We start from the raw sequence: 22,131 nt of genomic DNA on the forward strand, positions 1-22,131 counted from the left end.
CGCTGAAACACCGGAGAACTGGGGTGTCTCCGCCCGCCCCTATGTGGCCCTGAACTGCAAGGATGCCCATAGGTGTGGCTGGGTGGCGACAAATGAGGCAAGTACGTGAACCATACCCCGACCCCACCTGCGCACATTAGGGGTTGAAGGTAGGGGTGACCGCCGGGATAACGTCGCCGAAACTCGCGAGTTCTTGTGTTGGTAATGGCGATGATGGGCGGGCTGGGGCACCTATGTCGGACAAGACCACTGTTGCGGGGCGGGAGATCGCGGTCATCGGACTGTCCTGCCGCCTGCCCGGGGCCACTGGTCCCGCCGAGTTCTGGCGGTTGCTCACCGAGGGTCGCGACGCGATCACCGAGGTGCCCGCGGACCGGTGGGACGCCAATGAATTCTTCGACGTGGATCCGGCCGTCAAAGGCAGGATGAACACCCGTTGGGGCGGATTCCTGGACCAGGTCGACGCATTCGACCCCGGATTCTTCGGCATTTCCCCGCGCGAGGCCGCGGCCATGGACCCGCAGCAGCGACTGATGCTGGAACTGGGCTGGGAGGCCTTCGAGCACGCCGGCCTGCTGCCCGAGCGGCTCGCGGGCAGCCGCACCGGCGTCTTCGTCGGCGCCATCTGGGACGACTACGCCAGCCTGATCTACCGCGGCGGCCCGGACGCGATCACCCAGCACACCCTGACCGGCCTGCACCGCAGCATCATCGCCAACCGGCTCTCCTACACCCTCGGCCTGCACGGCCCGAGCCTCGCGGTCGACTCCGCCCAGTCCTCCGCCCTGGTCGCGGTGCACCTGGCCTGCGAGAGCCTGCGCCGCGGCGAGTCCAGCCTGGCCCTGGCCGGCGGGGTGAACCTGAACCTGGTGCCGGAGACCACCATGGCCACCGCGAAGTTCGGCGGCCAGTCCCCTGACGGCCGCTGCCACACCTTCGACGCCCGCGCCAACGGCTACGTCCGCGGTGAGGGCGGCGGCTTCGTGCTGCTCAAGCCCCTGGCCGACGCGCTGGCCGACGGGGACGAGGTGCTCGCGGTGATCAAGGGCGGCGCGGTCAACAACGACGGCGAGTCCACCGCGCTCACCACCCCGAACGGCCTGGCCCAGCAGGAGGTGCTGCGGCTGGCCTACCGGGACGCCGAGGTCGACCCGGCGCGGGTGCAGTACGTCGAACTGCACGGCACCGGCACCAAGGTCGGCGACCCGATCGAGGCCGGCGCACTGGGCGCGGTGCTCGGCGCGGACCGGTCCGAACCACTGCTGGTCGGTTCGGCCAAGACCAACGTCGGCCACCTGGAAGGCGCGGCCGGCATCGTCGGCCTGATCAAGACCGTGCTGGCCATCCGGCACCGGCAGCTGCCGCCCAGCCTGAACTTCGAGACGCCCAACCCGGACATCGACTTCGCCGGGCTGAACCTGCGGGTGCGCACCGAACTGGGCGACTGGCGGGACGCGCCGCTGCTCGCCGGCGTGTCCTCCTTCGGCATCGGCGGGACCAACTGCCACCTGGTGCTCGCCGAACCGCCCGCCCAGCCGGTCGAGCCTGGGCAGGCCCTGGATACCGCGGTGCTGCCGTGGGTGCTATCCGGCCGGACCGCGGAAGCCGTGCGGGGACAGGCGGAACGGCTTCTGTCCTTTGTGGACGCTGACGCGGAAATCGATGTCCGCGCGGTGGCCGGGGCACTGGCCGGGACGCGGACCGCGTTCGAGCACCGGGCCGTGCTGGTGGCCGGGGACCGGGCCGGGTTCCGGGACGCGCTGGCCGGGTTCGCCCGCGATGGCGTGGCCGCCGGAGTGGTCCGGGGTTCGGTTGCCGAGGGTGGGCTGGCGTTCCTGTTCTCCGGGCAGGGATCGCAGCGGATCGGGATGGGTCGCGAGCTGGCGGCGGTGTTCCCGGTGTTCGCGGACGCCTTCGCCGAGGTGTGCGGTGAGCTGGACAAGCACCTGGACCGGCCGCTGGGCGAGGTGCTGGACACGGAGGAGCTGCACCAGACTGGGTTCACCCAGCCCGCGTTGTTCGCCATCGAGGTGGCGTTGTACCGGCTGGTGGAGTCCTGGGGTGTGCGGCCGGATTTCCTTGCCGGGCACTCGATTGGCGAGCTGGCCGCCGCGCACGTCGCCGGAGTGTTGTCGCTGGCGGACGCGGCCAAGCTGGTCGCCGCGCGGGGACGACTGATGCAGGCGCTGCCGACCGGGGGCGCGATGCTCGCGGTGCAGGCGACCGAGGAGGAGGTCCGGCCGTTGCTGGCCGGGCTGGACGCGGACATCGCCGCGGTCAACGGGCCGGAAGCCGTTGTGGTGTCGGGAACCGAGGCCGCCATCGTCGAGGTCAAGGCGAAGCTGGCCGAGCGCAAGAGCAAGCGGCTGACCGTGAGCCACGCGTTCCACTCGCTGCTGATGGACCCGATGCTGGCCGAGTTCCGGGCGGTGGCCGAGAGCATCAGCTTTGGCGCGGCGCGGATTCCGGTGGTGTCGAACCTGACCGGCGAACTGGCCGGGGACGAGCTGGGGACCGCGGAGTACTGGGTCCGGCACGTGCGGCAGGCGGTGCGGTTCGCCGATGGCATGCGCACGCTGGCCGAGGCCGGGGTGAGCACGTTCCTGGAACTGGGTCCGGACGGGGTGCTCAGTGCCCTGGGCGCCGGGATCCCGTTGCTGCGCAAGGACCGGGGCGAGGTGGAGGCGCTGATCTCCGGACTGGCCCAGGCATGGACGCGCGGGATCGCCGTTGACTTCACCGGGTTTGGCGACGGCACACGAGTTGAGCTGCCCACCTACGCCTTCCAGCGCGAGCGGTACTGGCTGGACAGCCTGCCGGTGGCCGCTCCGGCGGCGGCGCGGACCCGGTCCTCGCTGGAACTGGTGCGGGCGCACGCGGCCGCCGTGCTGGGCTACCCCTCGGCCGAGGCCGTCGTGCCGGAACGCAGCTTCAAGGACCTGGGTTTCGCCTCGCTGACCGCGGTCGAACTGCGCGATCAGCTCAACCAGGCCACCGGGCGCACCCTGCCCGCCACCCTGCTCTTCGACTACCCGACCCCGCTCGCCCTGGCCGCCTACCTCGATGGCGTGGAACGGGAAACCGTTGCCGCGCCGGTGCGGATCACCGAGGACGAGCCGATCGCGATCGTGGCCATGGGCTGCCGGTACCCGGGTGGCGTCGCCTCCCCGGCGGACCTGTGGCGGCTGGTCAGCGAGGGCGTGGACGCGATCTCGCCGTTCCCGGACGACCGCGGCTGGGACCTGGACCGGCTCTACCACCCGGATCCCGCGCAGGCCGGTTCCTCCTACGCCCGAGAGGGCGGCTTCCTCGACGGCGCGACCGAGTTCGACGCCAAGTTCTTCGGCATCTCCCCGCGGGAGGCCCTGGCCATGGACCCGCAGCAGCGACTGCTGCTGGAGACCACCTGGGAGGTGTTCGAGCGGGCCGGGATCGACCCGGCCACCCTGCGCGGCAGCCAGTCCGGCGTGTTCGTCGGCGCGATGACCCAGGACTACGGGCCCCGGCTGCACGAGGCGGCCGAGGAGTTCGCCGGGCACCTGCTCACCGGCGGCACCGCGAGCGTGCTGTCCGGGCGGATCGCCTACACCTTCGGCCTGGAAGGCCCCGCGGTCACCGTGGACACCGCCTGCTCGGCCTCGCTGGTCTCGCTGCACCTGGCCGTGCAGTCGTTGCGGCGCGGGGAATGCGGGCTGGCCCTGGCCGGTGGCGTGGCGGTGCTGCCAACGCCGGGCATGTTCGTGGAGTTCTCCCGGCAGCGCGGGCTGGCCCCGGACGGGCGCTGCAAGGCATTCGGCGCCGAGGCCGACGGCACCGCCTGGGCCGAGGGCGTTGGCGTGCTGCTGCTGGAACGCCTCTCCGACGCTCGCCGCAACGGGCACCCGGTGCTGGCCATCGTCAAGGGCAGCGCGGTCAACCAGGACGGCGCCTCCAACGGACTCACCGCGCCCAACGGCCCGGCCCAGCAGCGGGTGATCCGCGGCGCACTGGCCGAAGCCGGACTGTCCACTTCGGACATCGACGTGGTGGAGGCGCACGGTACCGGCACCGCACTGGGCGATCCCATTGAGGCGCAGGCGTTGCTGGCCACCTACGGGCAGGACCGGGAGCGGCCGCTGCTGCTGGGCTCGCTGAAGTCCAACATCGGGCACGCCCAGGCCGCGGCCGGGGTCGGCGGCGTGATCAAGATGGTCGAGGCCATCCGGCACGGGGTGCTGCCCCGGACGCTGCACGCGGACACGCCCTCGCCGCGGGTGGACTGGTCTTCGGGCGCGGTATCGCTGCTGACCGAGGCGCGGGAGTGGCCGGAGACCGGGGCGCCGCGGCGGGCCGGGGTGTCCTCCTTCGGGATCAGCGGGACCAACGCGCACGTGCTCCTGGAGCAGGCACCCGAGGTCGCTTCGACTGTTGCCGAGGCCGTGCAGGCCGGGCCGGTGGTGTTGTCCGGGCGGACGCCGGAAGCGTTGCGGGCCCAGGCGGAAGCGCTGCTCGCGGCCGAGGTCGAGCCCGTGGACCTGGCGCACACGCTGGCCCGCCGGGCCCTGCACGAGCACCGGGCCGTGGTGCTCGGTGACCTCCAGGCCGGGCTGACCGCGCTGGCGGCGGGGGAGTCCGGTGCGGTGCGGGACAGCGTGGTGGATGGGCAGGTCGCGTTCCTGTTCTCCGGGCAGGGGTCGCAGCGGCTGGGCATGGGGCGGGAGCTGGCCGGGGCGTTCCCGGTGTTCGCGGACGCTTTCGCCGCGGCGAGTGCCGAGCTGGACAAGCACCTGGACCGGCCGCTGGGCGAGGTCCTGGACACTGAGGAGCTGCACCAGACCGGGTTCACCCAGCCCGCGTTGTTCGCGATCGAGGTGGCGCTTTACCGGCTCGTGGAGTCCTGGGGTGTGCGGCCGGATTACCTGGTCGGGCACTCGATTGGTGAGCTGGCCGCGGCGCACGTCGCCGGGGTGCTGTCGCTGGCGGACGCGGCGAAGCTGGTTGCCGCGCGGGGCCGGTTGATGCAGGCCGTGCCGGGTGGCGGGGCGATGCTCGCGGTGCAGGCGACCGAGGACGAGGTCCGGCCGCTGCTCACCGGGCTGGACGCGGATGTCGCGGCGATCAACGGGCCGACCGCGATCGTGGTGTCGGGGACCGAGGCCGCGGTGACCGAGGTCGCGGCGCGGCTGGTGGACCGCAAGACCAAGCGACTCACCGTGAGCCACGCGTTCCACTCGCTGCTGATGGACCCGATGCTCGCGGAATTCCGGGCGGTCGCGGAGAGCGTGCGCTACTCGGCCGCGCGGATTCCGGTGGTGTCCAACGTGACCGGCGAGCTGGCCGGGGACGAGCTGGGGACCGCGGAGTACTGGGTCCGGCACGTCCGGCAGGCGGTGCGGTTCGCCGACGGCATCCGGACCCTGGAAAACGCGGGGGTGTCGACGTTCTTGGAGCTTGGCCCGGATGGCGTGCTGTCCGGGATGGGGCAGGACTGCCTGACCGGTGACGCCGCGCTGATCCCGTTGCTGCGCAAGGGGCGTGCCGAGGCCGAGTCGGCCGGGCAGGCACTGGCAAGGCTGATCTGCCGGGGTGTTCCGGCTGACCTGGCTGGGCTGACCGCCGGTGGACGACTGGTGGAACTGCCGACCTACCCGTTCCAGCGGCAGCGGTTCTGGCTGGCGCCGAGTTCGTCCACTGTGGACTCCGGCGTGCACCCGCTGCTGGCCTCGGCGGTGCCGATCGCCGGGGCCGGGGGCGTGCTGCTGACCGGCAAGCTGTCCCGGCGGACGCACCCGTGGCTGGTCGACCACCAGATCCTGGGCTCCGTGCTGGTGCCGGGGACCGCGCTGGTCGAGCTGGCGCTGCGGGCGGCCGACGAGGTCGAGTGCGCGGCGGTGGAGGAGCTGACGCTGGCCGCGCCGCTGGTGCTGCCCGAACAGCGTGCGGTGCAGGTGCAGGTGGTGGTCGCGGCCGAACAGGACGGGCGGCGCGACCTGCAGCTGTACTCGCGACTCGACGACGAGGACTGGACACTGCACGCCAACGGCGTGCTCGCGGTGGACGGCGACGCGCCCCTGGAACTGGGGGAGTGGCCGCCCGCACAGGCCGACGCGGTGGACCTGGACGGGTTCTACCGGCGGCTCGCGGACAAGGGTTACGGCTACGGGACCGCGTTCCAGGGTGTGCGCGGGGTGTGGCGACGTGGCGAGGAGATCTTCACCGAGGTCAGCCTGCCGTCCACTGTGGAGGGTGCGGGCTTCGGTGTGCACCCCGCGCTGCTGGACGCCGCCCTGCACGGACTGGTCGCCGCGGCCGAGGGCGACAACCCGCCGCTGCCCTTCGCCTGGACCGGGATCCGACTGCACGCCACCGGCGCGAGCACACTGCGGGTGAAGCTGAGCCCGGCCGGGCCGGACGCGGTGTCGCTGGCCGTCACCGACCCGGCAGGCACCCCGGTGGTCTCCATCGACTCGCTGGTGCTGCGGCCGGTGTCCCCGGACGCACTGCGGATCCGGCCCGAACTGGACTCGCTGTTCCGGGTCGACTGGCCGGTGCTCACCCTGCCCGAGCAGCCCACACTGCCCGCCAAGGTGGTCCTGCTGGGCGGCGACGAGTACAAGGCCGGGGTCGCCCTGCGGGCCGCCGGCATCCAGGTCGAGGAGCGGGCCGAACTGGACCCGGCCGCCGACCTGGTGCTGCTGACCTGCCCGGAGGGACCCGCGGGCGAGGTGACCGCGCAGGTGCTGGAACTGTTGCAGCGCAGTGAGTCCCGGGTGGTCGTGCTCACCAGGGACGCCGTGCTCGCCGACTCCCCCGATGTGGCCGGTGCCGCGGTGTGGGGGCTGTTGCGGGCCGCGCAGACCGAGCAGCCGGACCGGTTCCAGCTCATCGACCTGGACGCCCAGTCCGCCGCCGCCCTGCCCGCCGCGCTCACCACGGACGAGCCGCAACTCGCCCTGCGCAACGGGATCGCGCACGCTCCCCGGCTGGCCAAGATCACCGAGGTGACCGAGGCCGCCTGGGACCCGGACGGCCTGGTGCTCATCACCGGCGCCACCGGCGCACTCGGCGGACTGCTCGCCAAGCACCTGGTCACCCGGCACGGCGTGCGCCGCCTGCTGCTCACCAGCCGCCGCGGCCCGGACGCCCCCGGTGCGGACGAACTCCGCGCCGAACTGGCCGGGCTGGGGGCCGAGGCGATCATCGAGGCATGTGACGCCGCGGACCGGTCCGCGCTGGCCGCGCTGCTGGCCCGGCACCCGGTGACCGCGGTGATCCACACCGCCGGGGTGCTCGACGACGGCGTGCTCTCCGCACTCACCCCCGAACGCCTGGACACCGTGCTGCGGCCCAAACTCGACGCCGCGATCAACCTGCACGAGCTGACCCAGGAGCACGACCTCACCGCGTTCGTGCTGTTCTCCTCGGTGATCGGGGTGCTCGGCGGCGCGGGCCAGGCCAACTACGCCGCCGCCAACGCCGCCCTGGACGCCCTCGCCCAGCGCCGCAAGGCAGCCGGACTCCCGGCGCTGTCCCTGGCCTGGGGGCCGTGGGCCGAAGGCGGCATGGCCGCCCGGCTCGCCGAGGGCGACCGCAACCGGATGTCCCGCGCGGGCATGGCCCCGCTGCCGCCCGAGCTGGGTCTGGCCCTGTTCGACCTGGCGCTGGGCCAGGCCGAGGCCGCGCCGGTGCCGTTCAAGCTGGACGCCAGCGTGGTGCGGCAAGGAACCGTCCCGGCGTTGCTGCGGGGGCTGATAGCGCCCAAACGCACCCGGCGCACCGCGGCGGCCAAGGCCACTGAGGAGTCCTTTGTGGACAAACTCACCGCGACCCCCGAGGAGCGGCGCGCGCAGCTCGTGCTGGATGTGGTCCGGGTCAACGCGGCCGGGGTGCTCGGGCACAGCGGCGACGGCTCGGTCGAGGCCGAATCCTCTTTCAAGGAACTGGGTTTCGACTCGCTGACCTCGGTGGAGCTGCGCAACCGGCTCAACACCGCCACCGGGCTGCGGCTGCCGCCCACCCTGCTCTTCAACTACGCCACCCCAGCCAAGCTGGCCGAGCACCTGCTCGACCGGCTCGCCCCCGCCCCGGCCGCCCCGGTCGCGGAACCCGAACTCGAAGTGCCGGAAACCGAGTTCGCCCAGGAACTTGACGCGGTCTCCACCGCCGACGAGATCTTCGCCTTCATCGACAAGGAGTTCGGCAGTGTCTGATCCTCGCGGACCCGAGTCCACCGAGCAGAAGCTCGTCGACTACCTCAAGCGCGTCACCGCCGACCTGCACCGCACCAAGGCCCGGCTGCAGGAGATCGAGGCCCAGGAGCACGAGCCGATCGCGATCGTCGCGATGAGCTGCCGTTTCCCCGGCGGCGTCGCCACCCCGGAACAGCTCTGGGAGATGGTCGCCGGTGGCCGGGACGGCATCTCGCCGTTCCCGGCCGACCGCGGCTGGGACCTGGACGCGCTCTACGACCCCACCGGTGAGCGCCCGGACAGCGTGTACGTGCGCGAAAGCGGGTTCCTGCACAGCGCACCCGAGTTCGACCCCGGCTTCTTCGGCATCTCCCCGCGGGAAGCCCTGGCCATGGACCCGCAGCAGCGGCTGCTGCTGGAGACCTCCTGGGAGGCCATCGAGCGGGCGGGCATCGACCCGGACTCGTTGCGCGGCAGCAAGACCGGCGTGTACGCGGGCCTGATGTACCACGACTACGCCAACCGCCCCGAGGACGCGCCGGCCGAGGTCGCCGGCTACCTGCTGACCGGCAACCTGGGCAGCGTGGTCTCCGGCCGGGTCGCCTACACCTTCGGGCTGGAAGGCCCCGCGGTCACCGTGGACACCGCCTGCTCCTCCTCACTGGTCGCGCTGCACCTGGCCGTGCAGTCGCTGCGCAAGGGCGAGTGCACCCTGGCGCTGGCCGGTGGCGCGGCGGTCATGTCCACGCCCAACTCCTTCGTCGAGTTCTCCCGCCAGCGCGGCCTCGCCCCCGACGGCCGCTGCAAGTCCTTCGCCGCCGGTGCCGACGGCACCTCGTGGTCCGAGGGCGCGGGCATGCTGTTGCTGGAAAGGCTTTCCGACGCGCAGCGCAACGGGCACCCGATCCTGGCCGTGGTGCGTGGTACCGCGGTCAACCAGGACGGCGCCTCCAACGGCCTCACCGCACCCAACGGCCTGGCCCAGGAAGCCGTGATCCGGGACGCCCTCGCCGACGCCCAGCTCGCACCGTCCGAAGTGGACGCGGTCGAGGCGCACGGCACCGGCACCAAGCTCGGCGACCCGATCGAAGCGCAGGCCCTGCTGGCCACCTACGGGCAGGACCGGCCGAACCCGCTGCTGCTGGGCTCGTTCAAGTCCAACGTCGGCCACACCCAGGCCGCGGCCGGGGTCGGCGGCATCATCAAGATGGTCATGGCCATGCGGCACGGCCTGCTGCCCAAGACCCTGCACGTGGACGAGCCCTCCCCGCACGTGGACTGGTCCGCCGGCTCGGTCGCCCTGCTCACCGAGGCCCAGCCCTGGCCGGAGACCGACGGCCCGCACCGCGCGGGTGTGTCCTCCTTCGGCATCAGCGGCACCAACGCGCACACCATCATCGAGGCCGCCCCGCCGGTCGAGACCGAGGTCGTCACCCCGGCGCAGGTCCTGGAAACCGTGCCGCTGGCGCTGTCCGCCAAGACCCCCGAGGCCCTGCGCGCCCAGGCCGCCCAGCTGGTGTCCTTTGTGGACGGAAACCCGGCCACCCTGCTCGACCTCGGGTTCTCACTGGCCAACCGGGCCGGGTTCGAGCACCGCGCGGTGCTCGCCGCCACCGGCCTGACCGAGGCCAGGGACGCGCTCGCCGCCTTCGCCGAGGGCCTGGACGCACCCGGCGTGCACACCGGCGCGGTCACCCCCGGCAAGCTCGCCGTCCTGTTCACCGGCCAGGGTTCCCAGCGGCTGGCCATGGGCCGTGAACTCGCCGAGACCTTCTCCGTTTTCGCCGCCGCCTTCGACGCGGTGGCCGCCGAACTGGACCAGCACCTGGCCCGGCCGCTGCGCGCGGTCCTGGACGCCGAGGAACTGCACCAGACCGAGTTCACCCAGCCCGCGTTGTTCGCCATCGAGGTGGCGTTGTTCCGGCTCTACGAGTCCTGGGGCGTGCGCCCGGACTTCGTGGCCGGGCACTCCATCGGCGAACTCGCTGCCGCGCACGTGGCCGGGGTGCTGACCCTGGCCGACGCCGCCAAGCTGGTCGCCGCGCGTGGCCGGTTGATGCAGGCGTTGCCCGGTGGTGGCGCGATGATCGCGGTGCAGGCCACCGAGGACGAGGTGCGCCCGCTGCTCGCCGGTCGCGAGGCCGAGCTGAGCATTGCCGCGCTGAACGGGCCGAACGCCACCGTGATCGCGGGCGACGAGACCGCCGCCACCGAGGTCGCCAACCTGCTGGCCGGGCAGGGGCGCAAGACCCGCAGGCTCACCGTCAGCCACGCCTTCCACTCCCCGCACATGGACGGCATGCTCGCCGAGTTCCGCACCGTCGCGGAGAGCGTGCACTACGCGCCCGCGCGGATCCCGGTGGTGTCCAACGTGACCGGCACGATCGCCGGTGCGGAGCTGGGCAGTGCCGAGTACTGGGTCCAGCACGTCCGCGGCGCGGTGCGCTTCGCCGACGGCGTGCGGACGCTGGCCGAGGCCGGGGTGTCCACCTTCCTGGAGCTGGGCCCGGACGGCGTGCTGGCCGGGATGGGCCAGGACTCCGCGCCCACCGCGACCTTCCTGTCCGCGCTGCGCAAGGACCGCCCCGAGGCGGCCGCCGCGATCACCGCGCTCGGCCGGTTGTTCACCCGCGGCGTCAAGATCGACTGGACCGCGTTGTTCGACGGCGGCCAGCGCCTGGACCTGCCCACCTACGCCTTCCAGCGCGAGCGGTTCTGGCTGGAGCTGACCCCGCGCAACCAGGTCCGCTCACTCGCCGACGACTGGCGGTACCGGATCAACTGGAAGTCCGCGTCCACTGTGGACAGTGCGCTGACCGGCACCTGGCTGCTGGTCGGCGACGCCCGGCCCGAGCTGGTCGCGGCGCTGACCGCGGCGGGCGCGGAAGTCCGTGAGATCGCCGACGCGGCCGGGGCCATCAACATCGCCGGTGTGCTCGACCTGGCCGGGGTGCTCGCCCTCGGCGACGTGCACGAAGCCCGCACCCTGGTGCGTGGTCTCGGTGACGCGCGCTGCCCGGCCCCGCTGTGGTGCCTGACCCAGGGCGCGGTCGCGGTCAACGGCGAGGACCTGCCCAACCCGGACCAGGCCCAGGTCTGGGGCCTCGGACTCGTTGCCGCACTGGAACACCCCGAACGCTGGGGTGGCCTGATCGACCTGCCCGCCGACCTCGACGAGCGTTCGCTGTCCCGCCTGGCCGGGGCGCTCACCGGCACCGAGGACCAGCTCGCGCTGCGTCCTTCTGGGACCTACCTGCGGCGGCTCGCGCACGACGGTTCCGTTGCGCCGCAGCGGTCCTGGCGGCCGCGCGGCACCGTGCTGGTCACCGGTGGCACCGGCGCGCTCGGCGCTCGGGTGGCCAAGTGGCTGGCGCACAACGGCGCCGAGCACCTGCTGCTCACCAGCCGCCGTGGCCTGGACGCGCCCGGCGCGACCGAACTGGCCGCCGACCTGGACGCGCTCGGCGTCACCGTCACCATCGCCGCCTGCGACGCCGCCGACCGCGAGGCGGTGGCCGCGCTGCTGGCCGCGCACCCGGTCAACGCGGTGATCCACACCGCCGGGGTGCTCGACGACGGCCTGCTGTCCAGCCTCACCCCGGAACGCCTGGACACCGTGCTGCGCCCCAAGGTCGCGGCCGCGCGCAACCTGCACGAGCTGACCGGCGAGCTGGACGCGTTCGTGCTGTTCTCCTCGATCACCGGCCAGATCGGCACCGCCGGCCAGGCCAACTACGCCGCCGCCAACGCCTACCTGGACGCCCTCGCCCAGCACCGCCGCGCCCAGGGCCTGCCGGCCACCTCCATCGGCTGGGGCCCGTGGGCCGACGGCGGCATGGCCGATGCCGCGGTGGGCGAACGCCTGCGCCGCGCCGGACTGCCGCCGATGGCCGCGGACACCGCGATGCTGGCCCTGCAAGGGGCATTGGACCGCGACGACACCGTGATCGCCGTCGCCGACCTGGACTGGGAGCTGTTCGCGCCCGCCTTCACCGCGGTCCGGCCCAGCCGCCTGATCAGCGACATCCCCGAACTGCACCGCCGCAAGGCCGTGGCCGCCCCGGCCGCCGCCCAGCCCGAATCCGCGCTCGCCGCCAAACTGGCCAAGACCCCGGTCGCGCAACGGCATGCCTTCCTGCTGGAGCAGATCCGCACCAGCGTGGCCGCCGTGCTCGGGCACGCCGGGGCCGAGGCGGTCGACCCGGAACGGGCCTTCCGCGAGGCCGGGTTCGACTCGCTCGCCGCGGTCGAATTGCGCAACCGCCTGGCCACCGCCACCGGCCTGAGCCTGCCCACCACCCTGGTCTTCGACTACCCGACCCCGCTGGCCCTCACCGACTTCCTGCTGGAGGAACTGCTCGGCGCGGTCACCGAGATCGCCGAGGTCGTCACGTCCACTGTGGACGACGAACCGATCGCGATCGTCGGCATGGCCTGCCGGTTCCCCGGTGGTGTGATGAGCCCCGAGGACTACTGGCGGCTGCTCACCGAGGGCGCGGACGTGCTCACCGGGCTGCCCGGCGACCGCGGCTGGGACCCGGACCTGTACGACCCGGACCCCGACCGCCCCGGCAAGAGCTACGCCCGCGAGGGTGGATTCCTCGACACCGCAACCGATTTCGACGCCGCCTTCTTCGGCATCTCGCCGCGGGAAGCCCTGGCCATGGACCCGCAGCAGCGGCTGCTCCTGGAGACCTCCTGGGAGGCGTTCGAGCGGGCCGGCATCGACCCGGCCACCGTGCGCGGCAGCAAGGCAGGCGTGTTCGTCGGCACCAACGGCCAGGACTACGCCGGACTGCTCTCCACCGCGCCCGAAGGCGTCGAGGGCTACCTCGGCACCGGCAACGCGGCCAGCGTGATCTCCGGCCGCATCTCCTACACCTTCGGCCTGGAAGGCCCCGCGGTCACCGTCGACACCGCCTGCTCGGCCTCCCTGGTCGCCCTGCACTGGGCGGTGCAGGCCCTGCGCCGCGGCGACGTGGGCATGGCCCTGGCCGGTGGCGTCACGGTGATGTCCACCCCCGGTGTCTTCGTCGAGTTCTCCCGCCAGCGCGGGCTCGCCCCCGACGGCCGGTGCAAGGCGTTCGCGGCCGCCGCGGACGGCACCGGCTGGGGCGAGGGCGCGGGCATGCTCCTGGTGGAGCGGCTCTCCGACGCCCAGCGCAACGGCCACCCGGTGCTCGCGGTGATCCGCGGCAGCGCGGTCAACCAGGACGGCGCCAGCAACGGCCTCACCGCCCCCAACGGACCGGCCCAGCAGCGGGTCATCCGGGCCGCACTGGCCGACGCCGGACTGTCCACTTCGGACGTCGACGTGGTGGAGGCGCACGGCACCGGCACCAAACTCGGCGACCCGATCGAGGCGCAGGCCCTGCTCGCCACCTACGGCCAGGAGCGGACCCACCCGCTGCTGCTCGGCTCGGTGAAGTCCAACATCGGGCACACCCAGGCCGCCGCCGGTGTGGCCGGACTGATCAAGATGGTGCTGGCCCTGCAACACGGGATCGCACCCAAGACCCTGCACGTGGACGAGCCCTCGCCGCACGTGGACTGGTCCGCGGGTGCGGTGTCGGTGCTGAGCGAGCAGGTCGACTGGCCGCGGACCGGGCGGGCCCGGCGGGCCGCGGTGTCCGCCTTCGGCATCAGCGGCACCAACGCGCACACCATCCTGGAGCAGGCACCGGAATCCGTGCCCGTGCCGAGCAAGCCGGTCGCCCCGGCCGTGCTCCCACTCGCGCTGTCCGCACGCAGCGAGACCGCGCTGCGTGCCCAGGCCGCGGCGCTGCAACCGCTGACCAGCGCTGACCAGCTGGATCTTGCCTACTCGCTGCTCACCAGCCGGGCCACGCACAACCGCCGCGCCGTGCTCGTCGCCGAGGACCCGGCCGCCGCACTGGCCGCCCTCGCCGAGGGCCGCTCGGCCGCGGGTGTGGTGCTCGGCTCGCCGGTGGCGGGCAAGACCGCGTTCCTGTTCTCCGGACAGGGTTCCCAGCGGCTGGACATGGGCCGCGAGCTGGCCGGTGCGTTCCCGGTGTTCGCGGACGCCTTCGGCACGGTCTGCGCCGAGCTGGACCGGCACCTCGCCCGGCCGGTCGGCGAGATCCTGGACTCCGCCGAGCTGCACCAGACCGAGTTCACCCAGCCCGCGCTGTTCGCGATCGAGGTCGCGTTGTTCCGGCTGTACGAGAGCTGGGGTGTGCGACCGGACTTCGTGGCCGGGCACTCCATCGGCGAACTGGCCGCCGCGCACGTCGCCGGGGTGCTGTCGCTGCGCGACGCCGCCAAGCTGGTCGCGGCTCGGGGCCGGTTGATGCAGGCGCTGCCCACCGGTGGCGCGATGCTGGCCGTGCAGGCCACCGAGGACGAGGTCCGGCCGCTGCTGGACGGGCTCGCCGTGGACATCGCCGCGATCAACGGGCCGACCTCCGTGGTGGTCTCCGGCGCTGAGGCCGCGGTGACCGACCTGGTCGCGCGGCTGGGTGAGCGCAAGAGCAAGCGGCTGACCGTGAGCCACGCCTTCCACTCGGCGCTGATGGAGCCGATGCTGGCCGAGTTCCGGACCGTCGCGGACAGCGTCGCCTTTGGCGCGGCGGAGATCCCGGTGGTGTCCAACGTGACCGGCGCGATCGCCGGTGCGGAACTGGGCACGGCGGACTACTGGGTGCGGCATGTCCGCGAGGCCGTGCGCTTCGCCGACGGCGTGCGTACCCTCGGCGAGCAGGGTGTGCGCACCTTCGTCGAGCTGGGGCCGGGCGGGGTGCTGTCCGGGATGGGCCAGGAATGCCTGGCGGAGGCGGCTTTTGTGCCCGCACTGCGTGGCGACCGGCCGGAACCGCTGGCCGCGGTCGGCGCACTGGCCGAGCTGCACGTGCGCGGGGTCGCGGTGGACTGGACCGGCTACTTCGCCGGATCCGGCGCACGGCGGATCGAACTGCCCACCTACGCCTTCCAGCGCGAACGGTTCTGGCTGGAGGCCGGGCGGACCGAGGTCACCGAGGCCGACCAGGTGGAGGCCGAGTTCTGGGCCGCCGTGGACAAGGCCGAACTGACCGAACTCGCCTCGGTGCTGGACGTGGACGCCGCCCCGCTGCGCGAGGTGCTGCCCGCCCTGGCCGCCTGGCGGAAGCGTCGCCAGACCGAGTCCACTGTGGACGGCTGGCGGTACCGGGTGAACTGGCGCTCGCGCACCGGGTTCACCGGAAAGCTGTCCGGGAACTGGCTGCTGGTCAGCGCCACCCCGGAGACTGAGCTGGCCGAGGGGCTGACCCGGCAGGGCGCGCAGATCCGACAGCTGGTGCTTGAGCCGGGCACCGATCGGGCCGGGCTGGCCGCCCAACTGTCCGAAGTGGATGGTGTGCTGGCCGTGCTGGACCTGGCGGGCACGCTCACCCTGGTGCAGGCCCTCGGCGACGCCGGGATCGCCGCGCCGCTGTGGCTGCTGACCCGCGGCGCGGTGTCGGTGGCCAAGGCCGACCCGGTGCGCGCACCTGAGCAGGCCCTGGTCTGGGGCCTGGGCCGGGTGGCCGGACTGGAACTCTCCCAGCGCTGGGGCGGCCTGCTGGACCTGCCCGAACGCCTGGACGACCGAGCCTTCAGCCGGATCGCCGGCGTGCTGGCCGCGGGCACCGAGGACCAGGTGGCGGTGCGCTCCTCCGGGGTGCACGTGCGCCGCCTGGACCGCGCCCCCGCCGTCAGCCGCCGCACCTGGAAGCCCACCGGCACCGTGCTGATCACCGGTGGCACCGGCGGACTCGGCGCCAGGGTCGCCCGCTGGCTCGCGGGCAACGGGGCCGAGCACCTGGTGCTCACCAGCCGCCGCGGCGCGGACGCCCCCGGCGCGACCGAACTTCGCGCGGAACTCACCGCGCTGGGTGCCAGGGTCACCCTGGCCGCCTGCGATGTCGCCGACCGGAACGCCCTGGCCGCACTGCTCGCCGAGCACCCGGTCAACGCCGTGCTGCACACCGCGGGCGCGGTGGAGTTCGCCGCACTCATGGACACCACCTCGGACGCGGTCGCGAACGTGGTGCGCGCCAAGGTCGACGGCGCCCGCAACCTGGACGAGCTGACCGGCGAGCTGGACGCGTTCGTGGTGTTCTCCTCGATCGCGGGCACCTGGGGCAGCGGCCACCAGGGCGGTTACGCCGCCGCGAACGCCTACCTGGACGCGCTGGTGCAGCACCGCCGCGCGCTCGGCAAGACCGGCACCGCGGTGGCCTGGGGACCGTGGGACGGCGGCGGCATGGTCGCCGACGGCTCCGTGGCCGACCAGCTGCGGCGGCTCGGCCTGCCCGCGATGGCGCCCGAGCTGGCGATCTCCGCACTGCAGCAGGCATTGGACGCCGACGACGTCACGGTGACCGTGGCCGAGGTGGACTGGGCCCGGTTCGCCCCCGGCTTCACCGCGATGCGGGAGCGGCCGCTGATCAGCGAGATCCCCGAGGTCAAACTGCTGCTCGCGGCCGAACAGGTGGTCGCGGAGGCCCCGGTGGACCGGTTCGCCGGGCGCACCGCGGCCGAACGCGAACGCGCCCTCCTGGAGCTGGTCCGCACCGAGGTCGCCGCGGTGCTCGGCCACGCCACCACCGAGGCCATCGAACCCGGACTCGCCTTCCGCGAACTGGGCTTCGACTCGCTGACCGCGGTCGAACTGCGCAACCGGCTGGCCACCGCCACCGGCCTCACCCTGCCCACCACCCTGGTCTTCGACCACCCCAACCCGGCCGCACTGGCCCGTCAGCTCGACGTGGCACTCACCGGTGACTCGCCGGTCGAGGACCGCCCGACCGCGGTGTCCATTGTGGACGACGAGCCGATCGCGATCGTCGGCATGGCCTGCCGGTTCCCCGGCGGCGTCGACTCACCGGAAGCCCTGTGGCGCCTGGTCGACGGTGGCGTGGACGCGATCACCACGTTCCCCGAGGACCGTGGCTGGGACCTGGATCAGCTGCTCGGCACCGCCGGACGGCCGGGACTGTCCGCCACCGACTCGGGTGGGTTCGTCGCCGACGCCACCGAGTTCGACGCGGCCTTCTTCGGCATCTCCCCGCGCGAGGCCACCGCGATGGACCCGCAGCAGCGCCTGTTGCTGGAGGCGTCCTGGACCGCGGTGGAGCACGCGGGCATCGACCCCGGCTCGCTGCGCGGCGGCCAGACCGGCGTGTTCGTCGGCGTGTCCGCACAGGGCTACGGCGCGGACCTGGTGAACGCGGGCACCGGCGCCGAGGGCTACTTCCTCACCGGCAGTGCCACCGCGGTCGCCTCCGGCCGGGTCTCCTACGTGCTCGGCCTGGAAGGGCCCGCGGTCACTGTGGACACCGCCTGCTCCTCCTCACTGGTCGCCCTGCACCTGGCCGCCCAGTCGCTGCGACAGGGCGAGTGCACCCTCGCGCTGGCCGGTGGCGTCACGGTGATGTCCAGCCCGGCCGCGTTCGTCGAGTTCTCCCGCCAGCGCGGACTCTCCGAGGACGGCCGGTGCAAGCCGTTCGCCGCGGCCGCCGACGGCACCGGGTGGTCCGAGGGCGTGGGCATGCTGCTCGTCGAGCGGCTCTCCGACGCCCAGCGCAACGGGCACCCGATCCTGGCCGTGGTCAAGGGCAGCGCCATCAACCAGGACGGCGCCTCCAACGGGCTCACCGCCCCCAACGGCCCGTCCCAGCAGCGGGTGATCCGGCAGGCCCTCGCCAACGCCGGACTGTCCACTTCGGACATCGACGTGGTCGAGGCGCACGGCACCGGCACCCGGCTCGGTGACCCGATCGAAGCCCAGGCCGTCCTGGCCACCTACGGTCAGGACCGGGAATCCCCGCTGTGGCTGGGATCCCTCAAGTCCAACATCGGGCACACCCAGGCCGCCGCGGGTGTCGCCGGGATCATCAAGATGGTCATGGCCATGCGCAACGGGGTGCTGCCGCGCACGCTGCACGTGGACCAGCCCTCACCGCACGTGGACTGGTCCGCCGGTGCGGTCTCGCTGCTCACCGAGGCCCAGCCCTGGCCGGAGGGCGTTCGCCGTGCCGCAGTGTCCAGCTTCGGGGTGAGCGGCACCAACGCGCACACCATCCTGGAACAGGCCCCCGCCACCGAACCCGTGCCGGCCGGCGAGGGTGAACTGCCCTGGCTGCTCTCCGCCCGCACCCCGCAGGCACTGGCCGACTCGGCAGCCCAACTGCTGTCCTTTGTGGACAACGGCGTCAGCTCGGCCGACCTCGGCGCTGCCCTGGCCAAGAGCCGGGGTGTGTTCGAGCACCGGGCCGCCGTGCTCGGCGACCGGGACACCCAGCTGGACGGCCTGCGGGCACTGGCTCGCGGCGACCTGGCCGCCGAGCTGGTCACCGGCAGCGCACGCAACGACAAGCTGGCCTTCCTGTTCAGCGGCCAGGGCGCGCAGCGGGTCGGCGCCGGGTTTGAGCTGTACCGCGAGTTCCCGGTGTTCGCCGCCGCCTTCGACGCGGTGGCCGCCGAACTGGACCGGCACCTGGACCAGCCGGTGCAGCGGATCGCCTTCGACGGCGGCGAGCTGATCAACGAGACCGGCTACACCCAGCCCGTGCTGTTCGCCCTCGAAGTCGCGTTGTTCCGGCTGGTCGAGTCCTGGGGCCTGCACCCGGACTTCCTGGCCGGGCACTCCATCGGCGAACTGGCCGCCGCGCACGTCGCCGGGGTTCTCGACCTCGCCGACGCCGCCAAGCTGGTCGCCGCGCGCGGCCGGTTGATGCAGGCGCTGCCCACCGGCGGCGCGATGGTCGCGGTGCAGGCCGGTGAGGACGAGGTCCTGCCACTGCTGGCCGGTCGCGCGGACCTGGTCGGTATCGCGGCGGTCAACGGCCCGGCCGCGGTGGTCGTCTCCGGCGACGAGGACGCGGTGGCCGACGTGGCCGATCTGCTGGCCGCGCAGGGTCGCAAGACCCGCAGGCTCACCGTCAGCCACGCCTTCCACTCGCCGCGGATGGCCCCGATGCTGGCCGAGTTCCAGGCCGTCGCCGCCGGACTGACCTACCACGAGCCGGTCATCCCGATCGTCTCCACCGTGACCGGCGCGCTCGCCGGCACCGAACTGACCACACCCGAGTACTGGGTGCGGCACGTGCGGGAAGCGGTGCGGTTCCTGGATGGCATGCGCGCACTGGCCGCGGCCGGGGTCGGCGTGTTCGTCGAACTCGGTCCGGACGGGGTGCTCTCCGCGATGGGTCAGGACTGCCTGGCCGAGGCCGAACCGGTGCTGGTTCCGGTGCTGCGCAAGGACCGCGGCGAACTGGCCGCCGCGCACACCGCACTGGCCACCGCACACGTGCACGGCCACGCCCCGGACTGGGCCGCGGTCTTCGCCGAGCAGGGCGGCGCACACGTCGACCTGCCGAGCTACCCGTTCCAGCGCAACCGGTACTGGCTGGCCGCCGTGGCCACCGCGGACGTCGGCGCGGCCGGACTGTCCGATGTGGACCACCCGCTGCTCGGCGCCGCGATCGCACTGCCGGACACCGGCGGCCTGCTGCTCACCGGACGGCTCTCCCGCCGGGCCCAGCCCTGGCTGGCCGACCACGTGGTGCACGGCTCGGTCGTGGTGCCCGGCACCGCCTTCGTCGAACTGGCCATCGCGGCAGGCGACCAGGTCGGCTGCGACCGCCTGGTCGACCTGACCCTGGAAGCCCCCCTCGTACTGCCCGAACAGGGCGGTGTGCGGGTGCAGCTCACCGTCGGCGCGGCGGATGAGACCGGACAGCGCACGCTGGTCGTGCACTCCCGCCTGGACGAGGACGGCGCCGACTGGGTCCGGCACGCCGGTGGCCTGCTCGGCATCGGAACCACGCCCGCGCCCTCGCTGAGCTGGCCGCCCGCCGGGGAAACCGTTGCGGTGGAAGAGCTTTACCCGGGCATGAGCGAACGCGGCCTGGACTACGGGCCGATGTTCCAGGGGCTGCGCGCGGCCTGGCGGGACGGCGACACCGTCTACGCCGAGGTCGCCCTGCCCAGCCCGGCCACCGGATTCGGGCTGCACCCGGCCCTGCTGGACGCGGCCCTGCACAGCCTCGGCCTCGGGGTGCTGCCGGAAGGCGGCTGGCTGCCCTTCGCCTGGGACGGCGTGACCCTGCACGGCTCCGGCGCCTCGGCGCTGCGGGTCAAGGTGACCCCGGCCGGCCGGGAGACGGTGCGCATCGAGGCCACCGACACCGCGGGCAACCCGGTGGTCACGGTCGACGCGCTCACCCTGCGACCCGTTGCGGCCGAACAGATCCAGGCCGCCGGACGCACGTCCAAGGACCTGTTCCGGCTGGACTGGGCCCCGGTCGCGGCCACCGCCCCGAGCGGCTCGGTCACGCTGGTTCCCTGCCCTGACGGCGAAACCGGTCCGGTCGTGCACGAAGTCCTCGCCCTGCTGCAGAACTGGCTCGCCGAGAAGTCCGAGGAGCAGCGCCTGGTCCTGGTGACCCGGATCGGTGACCTGGCCGGGGCGGCCGCGGCCGGACTCGTCCGGTCGGCCGAATCGGAGAACCCCGGGCGCTTCCAGGTCATCGAGACCGACGGCTCGGCCGAGCTGTACGCCGACGAGCCCTGGCTGCGGATCCAGGACGGCAAGCTCTTCGCCGCCCGCCTGGCCAAGGCCGTGGCCGGAGGTGCCGCACCCCAGTGGGATCCCGAGCGGTCCGTGCTGATCACCGGTGCCAGCGGCAGTCTCGGCTCACTGCTGGCCCGGCACGTGGTGGTCGAACACGGCGTGCGCGACCTGGTCCTGGCCAGCCGCCGCGGCCTGGACGCGCCGGGTGCGGCCGAACTGCGGGATGAACTGATCACCTTGGGCGCCAACGTCACCGTGCGCGCCTGCGACGTCGCCGACCGTGACGCCGTGGCCGAGCTGATCGCCGCGCACCCGCTCACCGCGGTGATCCACACCGCCGGGGTGCTCGACGACGGCGTGCTCACCGCACTCACCCCGGCCAGGGTGGACGCGGTGCTGCGCCCCAAGGTCGAGGCGGCCCGGCACCTGGCCGAACTGACCGGACCCGAGGTCGACCTGGTGCTGTTCTCCTCCGCCTCGGCCACCCTCGGCCAGGCCGGTCAGGGCAGCTACGCCGCGGCCAACGCCTACCTGGACGCCCTCGCCCAGCAGCGCCGCGAGCAGGGCAAACCCGGTGTCTCCCTGGCCTGGGGGCCGTGGGCCGGTGGCGGCATGGCGGCCGGGCTCGCCGAGGCGGACAAGCAGCGGATGGCCCGGACAGGGGTGACCCCCCTGACTTCGGAACTGGGGTTGCATCTGTTCGACGCGGCCCGCACCGTTGAGGCAGCAACGGTCGTGCCGATGCGCTGGGACACCACGGTGTTCCAGGGCGAGGCGCCGGCCCTGCTGCGCGGTCTGGTCCGGACCCCGGTCCGGCGGACCCTGGAAGCCGTATCCGCAACGGCGACCACGGGCCCGTCGTTGCGGGACCGGCTGGCCACAGCCTCGGCCGTCGAACGCGGCCGGGTGCTGCTGGACCTGGTGCGCACCCACACGGCGGCCGTGCTGGGACACAGCGCAGCCGACGCCGTCGACGCCGGCAGGGGATTCCTGGAACTCGGCTTCGACTCGCTGACCGCGGTCGAACTGCGCAACCGGCTCAACGCCGCCTCCGGGCTGCGGCTGCCGGCCACGCTGATCTTCGACTATCCGTCGCCGAAGGCCCTCGCCCAGCACCTGGACGAGGAGCTGGCCCCCGTGAGCGGGGGAGTCACCGAGGGAGCACCAGCGCCGGTGCTCGCCGAACTCGACCGGCTGGCCGCCGCCCTGGAGGCGCTGCCTGCCGACGAGGCCACCCGGACCAAGGCCACCGCCCGGTTGCAGGCGGTGCTGGCGAAATGGAACGAGACACCCGGTGTCGACCAGCACGCGGACAACGCGCTGGAGACCGCGACCGCGGACGAGCTTTTTGATGTGCTCGACCGCGAACTCGGTCTGCTGTAACGCAACAACAACCCGTATCGGCTT

2 protein-coding genes are annotated in these 22,131 nt (G+C 73.2%); both read left to right on the forward strand.

Going from position 1 to position 22,131, the window contains the following annotated elements; translation table 11 throughout:
• Positions 1-233 precede the first annotated feature (233 nt).
• Positions 234-8,189, forward strand: coding sequence for a type I polyketide synthase (locus HNR67_RS16160; RefSeq protein ID WP_185002988.1), 7,956 nt, complete (start codon positions 234-236; stop codon positions 8,187-8,189).
• Positions 8,182-22,107, forward strand: a complete 13,926-nt coding sequence (locus tag HNR67_RS44435) for a type I polyketide synthase (protein WP_185002990.1) — start codon at positions 8,182-8,184, stop codon at positions 22,105-22,107. Before HNR67_RS16160 ends, HNR67_RS44435 begins: the two co-directional genes overlap by 8 nt.
• Positions 22,108-22,131 lie beyond the last annotated feature (24 nt).

Origin of the sequence: Crossiella cryophila (genome assembly GCF_014204915.1) — a bacterium.
GTDB classification, from domain to species: Bacteria; Actinomycetota; Actinomycetes; order Mycobacteriales; family Pseudonocardiaceae; genus Crossiella; species Crossiella cryophila.

Coding starts and splice junctions, on each gene's coding strand:
- HNR67_RS16160 (WP_185002988.1), top strand. CDS start 234: ATGTCGGACAAGACCACTGTTGCGGGGCGGGAGATCGCGGTCATCGGA.